Here is a 14,995-nt window from a genome sequence, read left to right on the forward strand (position 1 = left end):
GGGAGTGACGGGGTGGAGATCGGAGCGCGGGGCCAAAGCGCCACACTCCGCAAGCCAAAAGCCAAGCCCCACCCCATATGAAAAATACCGTTCCCCTGTGAAAAAACAGCACTCCCAGCCCGGAACCTACGCAACCCGCCCCTCACTACCACGCACACCGACAAGCGCCACAGCCAGGGCGACGACGGGCGGCACGATGAAGCACCACATCCCCACCCAGACATAAACGAGCGCCGCCAGCCCGCAGCCAGCGGCAAAGGTCAGCACGGCAAACGCCATCCTGCGCATCCTGCCCAGGATGAGGGCACGCGCCGAACCCTCCACACCACGCAGCAGGTCGGCCAGATCGAGCATGATCTGCGTAGTAGTCCCGGTCATCAGCGTCGACGGCGGCGCGCTGGCCAGGTGCATGCGCTGGAGCGCGTTCTGGATGGCCATGGCTGCCACCAGCAACATGCCCGCGGTGAAGGCCGGAGCTGCGTCGGCGTCCTGAATCGGCCCGGAGGCGATCAGGATCGCCGCGGCGGCCAGCAGCAAGGGAATCTTGGCGAGCATCAGCCAGCCCGGTGAGCGGATCAGCCTCGACAGCACCACCACCACGCAAAAGACCGGCAGGGCCGAGAGCTTGGCCAGGGCGCCGCTGCTCCCGTGCACGAGCGTCGCGCCCAGGGTGACGAAGTTGCCGGTGACGTGGGCCGTGAACAGCCCATGCAGGGCGAGAAAGCCGGCGGTGTCGACATAGCCGGCATTGAACCCCAGCAATCCGCTGAGCGTGGGCGAGACGGCGGGCTGTTCCATGTTGGCTCCTTGGAAACGGTGGCGGACAGTGCGCAGTCGGATGGAGTGACGCCGTTCAGGTCCGCTCCCGTTCGGCGGCCTCTTCCGACGCCTGCCGGCCAGGCAACTGGCCGAGCACGTGGTTGGTCGCCTGGGCCTTGTCGCAGGCCGTGCTGAAGGCCGTGCCGCTCAACAGCTGCTTGCCGACCGGAATGACCTGCTCGCCGACCAGGATGCCGAGCAGTCCGACCAGGGCCACCAGCGGCGGGGCGGGCGAGCGTACGTTCAACAGACTGTAGATGATGCCGACCAGCAGGCCGGCGCCCAAGGACAGGACATACAGTTTCATGGTGCACCTCGATGCCGGGGCGGACGTGGGCACCGGGGGATCGCAGCGCGACGCCCCCGGGGCCGGTTTACGGCCTTACTTGGCCGGGTTCGGGCCGATGCGCTCACCGTGCTGCACGCGCTCGGGCGCCTTGTGGACCATGGTGTAGGCGTAGTCCACGCCCATGCCGTAGGCGCCGGAGTGGTCCTTGACCAGCGCCATGACGTCTTCGTAGGTCTCCTTGCGGGCCCAGTCGCGCTGCCATTCCAGCACCACCTGCTGCCAGGTCACCGGGACGATGCCGGCCTGGATCATGCGGTCCATCGCGTACTTGTGGGCATCCGCCGAGGTGCCGCCGGAGGCGTCCGCCACCATGTAGATCTCGTAGTCGGTGTCGTGCAGGCACGAGAGGGCGAAGGTGGTGTTGCACACCTCGGTCCACAGCCCCGAGACGACGACCTTCTTGCGGCCCTTGGCGGCGTTCGCGGCCAGTGCGTCGCGCACGTTCTGGTCGTCCCAGGAGTTCATCGAGGTACGTTCCAGGATCCTGTTTTCCGGGAACACTGCCAGCAGCTCGGGGTAGGTGTAGCCGGAGAAGCCTTCGGTCTCGACCGTGGTGATCGTGGTCGGGATGGCGAAGGCCTTGGCGCCCCGGGCCAGCCCGACGACGTTGTTCTTCAGCACCTGGCGGTCGATCGACTGCACGCCGAAGGCCATCTGCGGCTGTTGGTCGATGAAGATGAGCTGGCTGTTCTGCGGGGTCAGGAGTTCAAGGTATTTGTTGCTCATGGTTCTCTTCCTTCATGGGTCGAGTGGATGGAGCGCGGCACATGCATGCCGCGCCGGGTGGCAGGCGGCCTGGTCCGGGCCTGGGGGCTTCCGGGCTCACAGGGCGCCCTTGAGGGGGTATTCGATGATCAGGTACAGGCGGTCGATGTCGTCGCCGCCCTGGGCCGCGTCGGCGCGGTGGCTGACCTGGGAGAGGTACAGCGACAGGTCCTTGGCCGGGCCGGACTGGAAGACGTAGCGCAGCTCGCTGTCGCGCTCCCAGTGGCGCCCGCCGCGGCCGTACATGCCGGCGTAGGCGCCGTCGGCGGGGGCATGGCTGCCGTCGATGCCGCTGCCGCGCACGTAGCGGGCCATGAAGCCCAGGCCGGGGATGCCGAACACGCCCAGGTCGAGGTCGTAGCGCAGTTGCCAGGACTTCTCGCCGGGGCCGTTGAAGTCGGCGTACTTGATGGAGTTGGCCAGGTAGATGGAGTCGCCGCCGACGAAGTCGAAGGGGGTGTCGCCGTCGACCTGCTGGTAGCCGAGGGTCAGGGCCTGGGCGCCGAAGCGCTGGCGCGCCGACAGGCTCCAGGTGGTGGTGTCGATCGCCCCGGCGCGGGCCTGGCCTTCGTCGCGGGTCCTGTACAGGTTGCCGTCGACCAGCAGGCCGGCATGGCCGTAGTGCAGGTTCAGGTAGTACTGGCGCCAGGCGTCGTCGAGCTGGCCGGCGAACAGCGCGCCGCCGAAGTCGCCGGGCGGGGCGAAGTCGGCGCCGGCGAAGCTCACCGCGCTGCCGTGGGTGCTGGCGCCATAGCCGTCGAAGTCGCCGTGGCCGGAGGCCGAGTCCTGGTTCCTGAAGGCGGTGAAGCGCCCGGCCTGCAGGTGCACGCCGGCCAGCTCGCGGGAGTCGAGCAGGGCGCCGCTGGCGTATTCCGGCTGCAGGCGCTTGTCGCCGGTGTCGAAGACCGGGGTTTCCACGGTCATCTCGCCGAGCTTCAGGGTACTGCGGGAGAAGTCCAGCTTCAGCGCGCCGCCGGCGTCGGAGTAGTCGTCGGCCGCGGAACCGTCGGCATTGCGCGGCAGCAGGCCGGTGCCGGCGTGGCCGCGGCCGCCGTCGAGCTTGACGCCGAGGAAGGCGTGGGCGTCGAAGCCCAGCCCCAGCGCGCCCGGGGTGAAGCCCGAGCGGAAGTCGGCGATGAAGCCCTGGGCCCATTCCTGGCGCAGGCTCTGGCCGCTGGGCGAGGGTTGGGTGCGGTAGTCGTTCTGCAGGAAGTAGTTGCGCCCGAGCAACGACCATTGCGCACCGTCCAGCAGGCCGTCGTGCGGGGCCGCACGGGTCGGCGAGGCGACGCAGGCCAGGGTGGCCAGCAGCAGGGTGGGGGAGCGTCGGACCATCGCGGGCTCTCGGTGATGGCGCGGGCCGCCAGGCCCGCGCCGGCTTTCAGAAGGCGAAGCAGGAGCAGCCGAAGGCGCCCCAGAAGCCCTGGAAGTCGCTGACCGGCACGTTCGACCGGCGCGCCCGCCCGTGGTCGTGGGCATGCACCGCGCAGGCGCCGACGCACTGGTGCACCTGGGCGGCGAGCGGCGCAGCCGGCTTCCAGTGGCCGGGGACCTTGGCCACCGGCGACCACTCGGGCAGCACCGGCAGCGCGGGCGGCGCCAGCTTGTCGAACTCGCCCGCGGCGTAGACGACCTTGCCGCCGACCACGGTCAGCACCGATTCGAGCCACTTGATCTGCTCCGGCTCGACGCTGAAATAGTCCGCGCTGAGCGCCGCCAGGTCCGCCAGTTGCCCGATCTTGATCTGCCCCTTCTTGCCCTGCTCGCTGGAGAACCAGGCGCTGCCGTGGGTGAACAGCTGCAGCGCGGTGTCGCGGGACAGGCCCTCGGGGTACAGGCTCAGGCCGCCGACGGTCTTGCCGCTGACCAGCCAGTACAGCGAGGTCCAGGGGTTGTAGCTGGAGACGCGGGTGGCATCGGTGCCGGCGCCCACCGGCACGCCCTCGGCGAGCATGCGCTGGATCGGCGGAGTTGCCTCGGCGGCCTTGGCGCCGTAGCGGTCGACGAAGTATTCGCCCTGGAAGGCCATGCGGTCCTGGATGGCGATGCCGCCGCCCAGGGCCCGCACGCGCTCGATGTTCTGCGGGGTGATGGTCTCGGCGTGGTCGAAGAACCACGGCAGGCCGTTGAAGGGAATGTCGCGGTCGACCTTCTCGAACACGTCGAGCATGCGCGAGATGGATTCGTTGTAGGTGGCATGCAGACGGAACGGCCAGCGCTGTTCCACCAGGTGGCGCACCACCGGCTCCAGGTCGGCTTCCATGTTCGGCGGCAGGTCCGGGCGCGGTTCGAGGAAGTCCTCGAAGTCGGCGGCGGAGAACACCAGCATCTCGCCGGCGCCATTGTGGCGGAAGAAGTCGCTGCCCTGGCCGTACTTCACGCTGCCGGTCCAGTTCCTGAAGTCCGCCAGCTCTTCCCTGGGCTTCTGGGTGAACAGGTTGTAGGCGATGCGCACGCTGAGCTGGCCGGCGTCGGCCAGTTGCTGGATCACCTGGTAGTCGTCCGGGTAGTTCTGGAAGCCGCCGCCGGCGTCGATGGCGCTGGTCAGGCCCAGGCGGTTGAGCTCGCGCATGAACTGGCGGGTGGAGTTCACCTGGTATTCCAGCGGCAGCTTGGGCCCCTTGGCCAGGGTGGCGTAGAGGATCATCGCGTTGGGCCGGGCGATCAGCATGCCGGTGGGGTTGCCGCTGCTGTCGCGGACGATCTCGCCGCCGGGCGGGTTGGGCGTGTCCTTGGTGTAGCCGACCACGCGCAGGGCGGCTCGGTTGAGCAGGGCGCGGTCGTACAGGTGCAGGACGAACACCGGGGTGTCCGGCGCGGCCTGGTTCAGCTCGTCGAGTGTCGGCATGCGCTTCTCGGCGAACTGGAACTCGGTCCAGCCGCCGACCACCCGCACCCACTGCGGCGAGGGCGTGCGCTCGGCCTGCTCCTTGAGCAGGCGCAGGGCGTCGGCCAGGGAGGGCACGCCTTCCCAGCGCAGTTCCAGGTTGTAGTTGAGCCCGCCGCGGATCAGGTGCAGGTGCGAGTCGTTGAGGCCGGGGATGACGGTGCGGCCCTTCAGGTCGACGACCTGGGTGGCGCTGCCGCGCAGGGCCATGGCCTGGGCGTCGGTGCCGACGGCGAGGAACTTGCCGTCCTTGATGGCGACGGCGCTGGCGGTGGGGTTGTCGCGGTCCACGGTGTGGATGCGGCCGTTGTGCAGGATCAGGTCGGCGGTCATGGGTTTGCCTCGGGTTTCGACAGGCGTGGAACCAGCCGCGCCGGCCAGGGGCAGGGCGGACAGCAGCGCCCCCGCGGCGCCGAGCACGGAGCCGGCGGCGAGAAAGTGGCGGCGGCTGGGGTTGGATGGGTCTTGGCTCATCGGGCGTTCCTCGGGCGGCGGGCAGGCAGCCGGGGCGGCCGGAGGCCGTTGCCGCGCCGGGGGCGCCCGCATGCCGGATCGAGCATGGCGTTCAGCAGCCTGCGCAGGCGCCCGGGGAGGTGCTGGTGAAGGGTAGCCGCGGGCGGCAGTCGAGCCTGGTCAGGAGACGATCGGTTGGGGTCGGCAACGAACGGCCGGGGGCTTTCGCAGTAGCCATGGCGAAGGGGCTCCGGTGGGGTGTGGAGCGCAGACTGTGCGCCGGCCGGCTACCCCCGGTCTTGTCGCGATGCGCGCATTTGGGATGTTTGTGCGCCGCGCTCGCTCAAGCGCCGTTCAGGGCCCAGGGCGCGCGGGCCAGGTGTTCGCCGAGGAAGTCGAGGAGGGCGGTGACCCGCGCCGGGCGCAAGGGGCCGGGCGGCGTCACCAGGTTGATGTGGATCGGGGCGATGTGCCAGTCCGCCAGGACTTCTTCCAGGGCCCCGCTCTTGAGGGCCTCCCAGACGATGAACTCCGGCTGCAGCGCCAGGCCCTGGCTGGCCATCAGCACGGGGCCGATGACGTCGGCATTGTTGCTGCTGAGCCGGCCGCGCACCGGCACGGCGCATTCGCCCTGGAGCGGGTGATGGAACTTCCAGACCTCCGGCGTCGGCAGGTTGCTGTAGAGCAGGCAGCGGTGCTGCGCCAGGTCTTCCGGGTGGCGCGGGCGGCCGTGCCGGTCGAGGTATTCCGGGGTCGCGACCAGCGGCCGCCGTACCGCGCACAAGCGGCGGGACCTGAGGCTGGAGTCGGGCAGCTCGGCGATGCGCAGGGCGACATCGAAGCCGCCGGCCACCACGTCGACCACCTGGTCGTCGAGGGACAGGTCGAGTTCTATTTCCGGGTAGCGCTGGAGAAACGCCGGGACCAGCGGCGCGAGGTACTTCAGGCCGAACGACATGGGCGCGGTCATGCGGATGCGGCCGCTTGCCGTGCTGGCCTGGGCGCAGGCCTCGGCCTCCGCGGCGCGCCCTTCCTCGAGGATACGCAAGGCCCGTTCCCAGGCCTGGGTCCCGGCGGCGGTGAGGGACAGCCGGCGCGAGGTGCGGTGCAGCAGGGCCGTGCCCAGGCGGCGCTCCAGGCGCGCGATGGCCTTGGACACCGTGGGCTGGGAAATGCCCAGCGCCTCGGCCGCGCCGGCGAAGGAACCGCTGTTGGCCACCTGGGCGAAGATCGCCCAAGCTTCCAGGTCGGGAAGGCGTTTCATGCATGAAAGGGAATGGATGAAATTCCATTGATTCTATTTGTGCTGGCCTGGACGCTCAATATCATCTTCCTCTAACGGTCCGGGAGTGGCCGGGTGGCGGGGCGTCTATCCTGCAGGCTGTCGTCTCGTTGCAATGCGGGGGCTCTATACCGGGCTCAGCGGGTGTCGCTCCCCAGGGCGCCCTGCGAGGCGATTGGACAGATGAATTCGAGCCGGGAGGGCAGGCCATGCGCTTGGACAATAAGGCAAGGCAGGAGGCGGCCCGGGACGGGCAGGCGCGGGCAGCGGCGGCCCTCGGCGGCGGGAGCTGCTCGATTGTGCGCAGAAGCGAGGAGCGCCCGGACGCCGGGCAGGTGCTGAACATCCCCTGCGACGATGCCTTCTCGGTCATCGTCCAGCTCCGCGACTTCGCCTCGCACCGCCTCTGGCGCGGCGGCCGCCTGGTGTTCGACGGCGGCCATGCGCGGCAGAGCATGGCCATCGCCTACCTGGGCGACGAGGTGCGCTGCCAGCACCTGGCGGCCTACGACAACCTGCGCTTCACCCTGCCGTGCACCGCCATGAACGAGTGGCTCTACGAGGAAGGCGTCGCCACGCCGGTGGCGTTCGACAGGCTCACCGGGCAGGACGACCCCGTCGTCTATCACCTGGCGCAGGCCCTGCTGCCTGCGCTGGGCATGCCGGGCCAGGCCAACCAGCTGTTCGTCGACCAGGTGTTGCTGGCCCTGTGCACCCACCTCAACGCCCACTACGGCGCGGCCCCGGCGCCGCGGGAGTCGGCCAAGGGCCTGGCCGGCTGGCAGCTGCGGCGCGCCCAGGAACTGATCGCCAACCATTTGAGCGACGGCCTGTCGGTAGCCCGCCTGGCTGAAGAGTGCGCGCTGTCCCGCAGCTACTTCACGCGCGCCTTCAAGCTCAGCACCGGCCTGTCGCCCCACGACTGGTTGCTGAGGATGCGCGTGGAGAAGGCCAAGGCGCTGATGCGCGACACCCCGCTGGGCCTGTCGCAGATAGGCCTGGACTGCGGCTTCGCCGACCAGTCGCATTTCTCCCGGGTGTTCCTCCGCCTGACCGGCATGTCGCCGGCCAGCTGGCGGCGTTTCCAGCGGCTGGAGCGCTAGCGCGCGGCGCTCCCGAAGAAGAGGCGCCGGGGCTGGCAGCCACCCGTAAGGCGCCTCATGGGCAATCCATGGGAAAGCGCCTACGCTATGCCTTCCCGCCCCCTGCGTGGAACCTCTGCGACGAGGAGCATCCTTTATGAAAGCGCTGAAGCTGGAGAAGGCCTTCACCCTGCTGGAGCCCGGCCCGGTGGTGCTGGTCACCACCTGCGACGGTGAGCGGCCCAACATCATGACGCTGTCCTGGACCATGGTGGTCGACTTCACCCCGCGCTTCGCCTTCACCACCGGGCCCTGGAACCACTCCTACGCCGCGCTGGAAAAGACCCGCGAGTGCGTCATCGCCATTCCCGCCGTGGACCTGCTCGACACCGTGGTCGGCATAGGCACCTGCTCGGGCGCCGACACCGACAAGTTCGCCCGCTTCGGGCTGACCGCCCTGGCGGCCCGGCATGTCGGCGCGCCGCTGATCGGCGAGTGCCTGGCGAACATCGAGTGCCGGGTGGTCGACGTGGTCGAGCGGCACAACATAGTGGTGCTCGACGGCATAGCCGCCTATGTCGATTCCAAACGCGAGGAGCGCCGTACCCTGCACGCGGTCGGCGACGGCACCTTCGTGGCGGATGGCGAGAAGTTCGACCGGCGCAAGGCGATGCGCTCGAAGCTGCCGCCCGGCGTCTAGTCGAGCTCCCTTGGCGCAGCCCGGCCCCCGCCGGTCGCGAATGACGCGCTTCTCTTGTAAGATCAACGGTTTGGATTGGCAGGGCGCGGCCCAGGTTGCCAATCGCAAGTCAGTTGAGATTCACTGCCTGCCGGATCGCAGAGGGAGCTGAATCCTGATTCCGCCTGCCACCCCGGTCGTCATGCCGCCGAAGCGCCTCGCCACTGCGGCGCGGACCGGCGGTGCGTGCATCCCGAGCATAGTCCGAGCCCGCCATGCCGAACCTGGCTGCGGGCGCGGCGTGCGTTTTCCCGGCGCTGAACCCGGACAGATACAGCGGTATTGAAAAAGGCCAAGTCATGAGCGACATCCCTAATCCCAAGCACCAGGCCCTGGTCGCCAAGCTGCGCGAGATCTTCCAGATCGACCGCCCGGAGCTGGACTTCGGCGTCTACCGCATCCTCAATGCCCGCGCCGGCGAGATCAACGACTACCTGGAGCGGCGCCTGCCGCGCAAGATCCAGGAGCACCTGGCGGGGGGCGATGGCGCCGAGCACGAGAATGCCGTCTTCAGCCACCTGCTGACCTTCTTCAGCCGTTACTACAACAACGGCGATTTCGTCAGCCAGCGCCGCTACAAGGGGGACACCTATGCCATTCCCTACGCCGGCGAGGAAGTCATGCTGCACTGGGCCAACAAGGACCAGTACTACACCAAGAGCGGCGAGAACTTCGCCAACTACAGCTTCCGCCTGGAAGACGGCCGCGCCGTGCACTTCCGCCTGGTGGCCGCCGACACCGCCAAGGACAACCGCAAGGACAACGACAAGGAACGCCGCTTCGCGCTGATCGAGCCGATGACGCTGAGCCGCACCGACGAGCACGGCCACGAATACGACGAAGCGCTGCTGCCCATCGAGGAGGGCGACGGCGCCGACGGCCAGCCGCTGCTGACGCTGCGCTTCGAATACCGCGCGGTGGCCAAGGGCACCAAGCAGGAGACGCTGATCGGCAAGGCCGTCGAGACCGTGCTGGGCGACGCGGCGGTCAAGGCGCGCTGGGCCGAGCTGGCCAGGCGCGAGCCGACCGAGAAGAACCCGCAGCGCACGCTGCTGGAGAAGAATCTCACCGACTACGCCAGCAAGAACACCGCCGACTACTTCATCCACAAGGACCTCGGGCGTTTCCTGCGCGGCGAGCTGGACTTCTACATCAAGAACGAAGTCCTGCACCTGGACGACCTGCAGAACGCCACGGCCATCGCCGACATCGACAAGAGCCTGCGCATGACGCAGTGCCTGCGGGCCATCGCCCGGGAGCTGATCGACTTCCTGGCGCAACTGGAGGAGTTCCAGAAGAAGCTCTGGCTGAAGAAGAAGTTCGTGGTCTCCAGCCATTACTGCATCACCCTGGACCGGGTGCCGGAGGCGCTGTATCCGGCCATCGCCGGCAACCCCCGGCAGTGGGAGCAGTGGCGCCAGCTGGGGCTCTGGACGGGCGCGGCGAACGGCACCGAGCAGGACCTGCGCAACGCCCCCTTCCGGATGCTCGACACCAGCCTCTACGACGCCGCCTTCAAGGCGCGGCTGCTGGCTTCCATCGCCGACCTGGATGGCAGCGTCAACGGCACCTTCGTCCACAGCGACAACTTCCAGGCCCTGAGCTTCCTGCAGGAGCGCTACCGCGAGCAGGTCAAGTACATCTATATAGACCCGCCCTACAACACCAACTCCACGCCCATCCTCTACAAGAACGAGTACAAGCACTCGTCCTGGATGAGCCTGATGCAGGACCGCCTGCTCAAGGGCATGAGCCTGCTGCGCTTCGACGGCGTGAAGACGGTGGCGATCGACGACTCCGAGATGGTCAACCTGTCCAAGGTGATGGAGCAGGTGGCGCCGGAGCACACGCTGTCGCGGGTCACCGTGGTGCACAACCCCAAGGGCTCGATCACCCGCAACTTCAACCGTACCCACGAGTACGCGCTGTTCCTTACCCGCGACGGGCTGTCGAGCATCGCCAGGACCCTGGAAGAGAACGGCACCCCGCGCAAGATGCGGCGCTGGGGCGAGAACTCCCGGCGCATCGACCGGCGACCGTCGTTCTACCCGATCTACGTGCTGGACGGCCGCGTGGTCGACGTCGGCACGGTGCCGGACGACGATTTCCACCCCGCCGGCAAGAATGTCCTGCTGGCCGATGGGCGCGTCGAGGTGTGGCCTATCGACCAGGAAGGCGTCGAGCGGCGCTGGAACTTCGGCCTCGACTCCATCCGCCAGAACCTGGAGCGCATCGCGGCGCTCAAGGTCGGCGACGACTGGGACCTGTTCGTCACCCATGAACAGACCGTGCCCAAGACCGTCTGGAGCGGCGGCGAGTTCGACGCCGGCAAGTATGGCAACAGCCTGCTCATCGACATGCTCGGCGAGAAGCGCTTCGACTTCCCGAAGTCGATCCACCTGGTGAAGAAGTGCATCTCCCTGGCGGTCCAGGCCGACGAGCAGGCCCTGGTGCTCGACTACTTCGGCGGCAGCGGCACCACCGCCCATGCGGTGGTGGAGCTGCGGCGCGAGGCTCAGGCCGCGGGCCTGGAGCCCAAGCTCGGCTTCATCCTGGTGGAGCAGGGCGAGTACTTCGAGACGGTCACCAAGCCGCGGGCGATCAAGGCCATCTACTCCGCGCAATGGAAGGACGGCGAGCCCACGGCGCCGCAGACCGGCCTGTCCGGCTGTTTCAAGGTGCTCAAGCTGGAGAGCTACGAGGACGCCCTGAACAACATCCAACTGGCCCGGCCGCCGGCGGTGGGCGACCTGTTCGGCTTCCTCCCGGACCACGCGCGGGACGACTACCTGCTGCGCTACATGCTGAACGTGGAAAGCCGCGCCTCGTTGCTGTCGATCGGCGATTTCCGCAAGCCGTTCGACTACGCCATGGACATCGCGGTGGACTCCGCCGGCGCCTTCGAGCGGCGCCCGGTGGACCTGGTCGAGACCTTCAACTACCTCCTCGGCCTGCGCGTCGGCCAGGTGGATGCGCAGCTGGAACGCGGCTTCGTCAAGGTCACCGGCAGCCTGCCGGGCGGGGAAAGCTGCCTGGTGCTCTGGCGTGACTGCGAGGTCCTCGACTACGAAGGCATCAGCCGGCTCTGCGAGGAACTGGCGATCGACCCGGCGAACAGTCGCTTCGACGTCATCTACCTCAACGGCGACCACAATATCCCCTCGGTGCTCACCCAGACCGCGGCGCAGGGCGGCGCCACCCGCGAGCTCAAGCTGCGCCAGATCGAACCGGAATTCCTCGAACGCATGTTCGCCGTGGAGGCGCTCTGATGGCTCGTGCACCACGGGGCGCGGCCGGCAAGCGGAGCTTCCACCAGGAACTGGTGCTCAACCGCTGGATGCTGGGCTTCTTCAAGGGCGGCAGCCTGGGGGCGCTGAAGCTGCGCCTGGGAGACGATCGCCACGAGGGCATCGACGACGACGGCCAGACGCTGTTCTTCCACGAGCTCGCCGGCAACCTCTTCGAGCCGCAGCGCATCGGCGAGGCGGAGCTGCGCCGCTACGACCTGAACATCGTCGCGCACTGGCAGCGCATCACCGCCCAGCGCAACAAGCGCGAAGGCCACGAACTGCAGATGAAGTACTTTCAGTACCTGTCGCTGCTGTTCACCGAAATCTACCTGGACTGGTACTTCAATCGCCGCGAAGCGCTGCTCGATGGCCTGAACGAAACCCTGGCGGCCTACCGCGGGGAGGCCGGCGCCGATCCGTTCCGCGACTTCGACGCCGACGACCTGAACAAGATCGCCTTCTGGAACGCCACCGGCAGCGGCAAGACGCTGCTGCTGCACGTCAACATCCTGCAGTACCTGCACTACTTCCAGGCCGGCAACGGCGACCGCTACCCGAGCAAGGTCATCCTGCTGACGCCCAACGAAGGCCTGTCGCGCCAGCACCTGGAAGAGCTGCACCTGTCCGGCTTCGGCTTCGCCCAGTTCTTCAACAAGAGCCAGACGCCGCCGCGCGGCACCATCGAGATCATCGACATCAACAAGCTCGGCGACGAGATGGGCGACAAGACCGTGGCGGTGGAAGCCTTCGAAGGCAACAACCTGGTGCTGGTGGACGAAGGTCACCGCGGCACCGGGACTGCCGCGGGGGCCTGGATGAGCCGGCGCGACGCCCTGGTGCGCGGCGGCTTCGCCTTCGAGTATTCGGCCACCTTCGGCCAGGCGGTGGCCAAGGGGCTGACCGTCGACGCGGCGGAGGAAGAGCTGAAGAAGAAGCGCGCGAAGATGCTGTTCCAGACCGCCAGCCTGAAGAAGCTGGACGAGGACCAGCTGGCGCAGTTGCAGCTGACCGCGGAGGAACTGCGCCAGGCGCGCATCACCGCGACCCGCGAGGTCTATGCCAAGTGCATCCTCTTCGACTACTCGTACAAGTTCTTCTACGAGGATGGCTACGGCAAGGACTCGCTGATCCTCAACATGAACGGCGAGGCCTACGCCGAGGGCGACAACGCCTACAAGTATTTCGCCGCCTGCCTGCTGGCCTTCTATCAGCAGACCTGGCTGTGGGGCCGTCATCGCGAGCAGTTGCAGGATTTCAACATCGAGAAGCCGCTCTGGGTGTTCGTCGGCAACAAGGTGGCGGACGAAGACTCCGACATTCTCGAGGTGGTGACCTTCCTCGCCGAGTTCCTCAACCGCGAGGCGCAGATCAAGGCCTGGCTGGCGGACCTGGTCAACGACAAGGCGCAGTTGCTGGACGCCAAGGGCAACAACATCTTCCAGGGGCGCTTCGCGCCGTTGCTGGGCTATGGCGACAGGATCGACGAGCTGTACGCCGATATCCTCCAGCGGGTGTTCAACGCCCCGGCCCGCCAGCGCCTGAAGCTGGTCAACATCCGCAGCAGCAAGGGCGAACTGGCCCTGCGGGTGGGCGATGGCGAGCCTTTCGCACTGATCAACATCGGCGACGACTCCGCCTTCTTCCGCCAGGCCGAGGCCTGCGCGGCCTTCGACAGCGAGGCGGACGACTTCAGCGGCGCGCTCTTCGGCACCCTGAACCACAAGGACAGCCGGCTGAACGTGCTGATCGGTTCGCGCAAATTCACCGAGGGCTGGAGCAGCTGGCGCGTTTCCACCATGGGCCTGCTCAACATGGGGCAGGGCGAGGGTTCGCAGATCATCCAACTGTTCGGCCGCGGCGTGCGGCTGAAGGGCGAGGGCTTCTCGCTCAAGCGCACCAGCCCCCAGGAGCGCCCCAAGGGCCTGCACCTGGACAAGCTGGAAACCCTGAACATCTTCGGCGTGCGCGCCAACTACATCGCCGCTTTCAAGGACTACTTGAAGGAAGAGGGGATCACCCCCAGCGACGAGCTGATCGAGCTGGAGCTCCCCACCCGGGCGAACCTGCCGCAAGGCAAGCTGAGGACCCTGGCGCTCAAGGACGGCTACAAGGACAACCAGCAGAAGGGCTTCAAGCGCACCCATTTCCCCTGGCTGTACGAAGTGCCCGCGGCGTTCGCCGGCAAGGTCAAGCTGCCCCATGTGACGCTGGACCTGTATCCGCGCATCGAGGCGCTGAGCACCACGAAGGCGGCGGGCTCCGTGGCCCAGGCGCGCAACCGCGCCAGGCTCAACCCGGCGCTGTTCGGCCTGTTCGACTGGGACCGCATCTATGTCGAGCTGCAGGACTGCAAGCTGCAGCGGGGCTGGAGCAACCTGCGCCTGGACCGGCAGAAGCTGATGGAGTTCTGCCAGGGACCGGCCGACTGGTACACGCTGCTGATCCCGGCCAGCGAGCTGGCGATCACTGGCTATGCCGACGTCCGCAAGCAGGAAGACATACTGGTCCGCCTGCTGGTCGACTACACCGAGCGTTTCTACAAGGCCCTGAAGAGCGGTTACGAAGGCCAGTTCTACGACGTGGTCCAACTGGACGCGGGGCACGGCTCGATGCTCAAGGGCTACCGCTTCGAGATCGAGGGCAGCGAGCAGGGCCTGGAGTATTTCCACAAGCTGGAGGAGCTGAAGGCGCTGGTGGCGGAAGGGCGGATCGACCAGGCCGGCCAATGGAGCGCGCCGCACATGGTGGCCATCAGCTTCGATCGTCACCTGTACTACCCGCTGCTGTCGCTGGACGACAAGGACGCCGTGCCCTTCAAGCTGCGCCCGCTGGCGTTCGACGCGCCCAGCGAGTGGGATTTCGTCAGGGACCTGGAGGCTTTCCACGGCTCGCCCGCCGGCAGGCAGGCCATCGGCTCGCGCAGACTGTACCTGCTGCGCAACGCCGCCACCCAGGACAAGGGCCTGGGGTTCGCCACCGCGGGCAACTTCTATCCCGATTTCCTGCTCTGGCTGGTGGACGATGCGACGGGGCAGCAGTGGCTGACCTTCGTGGACCCCAAGGGCCTGCGCAACCTGGACCTGGGGCACCCGAAGCTGGGCCTGTACAAGGAGGTCAAGTCGATCCAGGCCACGTTGGCCAAGCCGGGCGAGCAGGCACTGGTGCTCAACGCCTTCGTGCTGTCGCCGACGCCCTATGCGGAGCTGCTGAACGTCGCGGAGCATTGCCCGAAAGCGGAGCTGGAGGATCGCCACATCCTCTTCATGGAGGATGGTGCCGGCAGCTATCTGGAGAAGATGTTCGCGAGGATAGGGTAGGGCGCTGCTGGC

At 67.6% G+C, this 14,995-nt stretch carries 10 protein-coding genes; 4 read left to right on the forward strand and 6 right to left on the reverse strand.

The window, feature by feature from the left end; translation table 11 throughout:
* Positions 1-126: 126 nt before the first annotated feature.
* From ACTWJ5_RS10785 to ACTWJ5_RS10810, 6 genes are all read right to left on the reverse strand, one after another.
* Positions 127-798 (reverse strand): YoaK family protein, encoded by a 672-nt coding sequence (locus ACTWJ5_RS10785; RefSeq protein WP_253410462.1) that lies wholly within the window; start codon positions 796-798, stop codon positions 127-129.
* A 55-nt stretch (positions 799-853) separates the two neighbouring features.
* Entirely contained in the window at positions 854-1,126 is a 273-nt protein-coding gene (locus ACTWJ5_RS10790) for a XapX domain-containing protein (RefSeq protein ID WP_074985944.1), read from the reverse strand.
* Positions 1,127-1,201: 75 nt separating this feature from the next.
* On the reverse strand, positions 1,202-1,894 hold the full coding sequence (locus ACTWJ5_RS10795) for a hydrolase (protein ID WP_253392636.1): 693 nt from the start codon (positions 1,892-1,894) through the stop codon (positions 1,202-1,204).
* A 96-nt stretch (positions 1,895-1,990) separates the two neighbouring features.
* On the reverse strand, positions 1,991-3,268 hold the full coding sequence (locus ACTWJ5_RS10800; RefSeq protein WP_444438476.1) for an OprD family porin: 1,278 nt from the start codon (positions 3,266-3,268) through the stop codon (positions 1,991-1,993).
* A 46-nt stretch (positions 3,269-3,314) separates the two neighbouring features.
* Entirely contained in the window at positions 3,315-5,153 is a 1,839-nt protein-coding gene (locus ACTWJ5_RS10805; protein WP_444439568.1) for an amidohydrolase, read from the reverse strand.
* A gap of 463 nt (positions 5,154-5,616) precedes the next feature.
* On the reverse strand, positions 5,617-6,537 hold the full coding sequence (locus ACTWJ5_RS10810) for a LysR family transcriptional regulator (protein ID WP_074985952.1): 921 nt from the start codon (positions 6,535-6,537) through the stop codon (positions 5,617-5,619).
* Between the two features lie 317 nt (positions 6,538-6,854).
* Between ACTWJ5_RS10810 and ACTWJ5_RS10815 the strand changes: the two genes are divergently transcribed.
* The 4 genes from ACTWJ5_RS10815 to ACTWJ5_RS10830 all read left to right on the forward strand — a co-directional run bounded on the left by ACTWJ5_RS10815 (position 6,855) and on the right by ACTWJ5_RS10830 (position 14,983).
* Complete coding sequence (locus ACTWJ5_RS10815) at positions 6,855-7,658, forward strand: helix-turn-helix domain-containing protein (protein ID WP_444438479.1); 804 nt, start codon at positions 6,855-6,857, stop codon at positions 7,656-7,658.
* A gap of 136 nt (positions 7,659-7,794) precedes the next feature.
* Positions 7,795-8,337 carry a flavin reductase family protein gene (locus ACTWJ5_RS10820; RefSeq protein ID WP_444438481.1) on the forward strand — a complete coding sequence of 181 codons (543 nt, stop codon included), beginning with the start codon at positions 7,795-7,797 and terminating at the stop codon, positions 8,335-8,337.
* Between the two features lie 338 nt (positions 8,338-8,675).
* A complete protein-coding gene (locus ACTWJ5_RS10825) occupies positions 8,676-11,645 on the forward strand; it encodes a DNA methyltransferase (RefSeq protein WP_444438483.1) in 2,970 nt (989 codons plus the stop codon).
* Positions 11,645-14,983, forward strand: coding sequence for a DEAD/DEAH box helicase family protein (locus ACTWJ5_RS10830; RefSeq protein WP_444438485.1), 3,339 nt, complete (start codon positions 11,645-11,647; stop codon positions 14,981-14,983). The genes ACTWJ5_RS10825 and ACTWJ5_RS10830 overlap by 1 nt, the downstream gene beginning before the upstream one ends.
* Positions 14,984-14,995 lie beyond the last annotated feature (12 nt).

The sequence above is a fragment of the Pseudomonas sp. A6 genome (genome assembly GCF_052367875.1).
GTDB lineage: Bacteria > Pseudomonadota > Gammaproteobacteria > Pseudomonadales > Pseudomonadaceae > Pseudomonas > Pseudomonas citronellolis.

Excerpts from the sequence above, each read along its gene's own strand:
- ACTWJ5_RS10820 (WP_444438481.1), top strand. The coding sequence starts at position 7,795 with ATGAAAGCGCTGAAGCTGGAGAAGGCCTTCACCCTGCTGGAGCCCGGC.
- ACTWJ5_RS10795 (WP_253392636.1), bottom strand. The coding sequence starts at position 1,894 with ATGAGCAACAAATACCTTGAACTCCTGACCCCGCAGAACAGCCAGCTC.
- ACTWJ5_RS10805 (WP_444439568.1), bottom strand. The coding sequence starts at position 5,153 with ATGACCGCCGACCTGATCCTGCACAACGGCCGCATCCACACCGTGGAC.
- ACTWJ5_RS10800 (WP_444438476.1), bottom strand. The coding sequence starts at position 3,268 with ATGGTCCGACGCTCCCCCACCCTGCTGCTGGCCACCCTGGCCTGCGTC.
- ACTWJ5_RS10790 (WP_074985944.1), bottom strand. The coding sequence starts at position 1,126 with ATGAAACTGTATGTCCTGTCCTTGGGCGCCGGCCTGCTGGTCGGCATC.
- ACTWJ5_RS10785 (WP_253410462.1), bottom strand. The coding sequence starts at position 798 with ATGGAACAGCCCGCCGTCTCGCCCACGCTCAGCGGATTGCTGGGGTTC.
- ACTWJ5_RS10825 (WP_444438483.1), top strand. The coding sequence starts at position 8,676 with ATGAGCGACATCCCTAATCCCAAGCACCAGGCCCTGGTCGCCAAGCTG.
- ACTWJ5_RS10830 (WP_444438485.1), top strand. The coding sequence starts at position 11,645 with ATGGCTCGTGCACCACGGGGCGCGGCCGGCAAGCGGAGCTTCCACCAG.
- ACTWJ5_RS10810 (WP_074985952.1), bottom strand. The coding sequence starts at position 6,537 with ATGAAACGCCTTCCCGACCTGGAAGCTTGGGCGATCTTCGCCCAGGTG.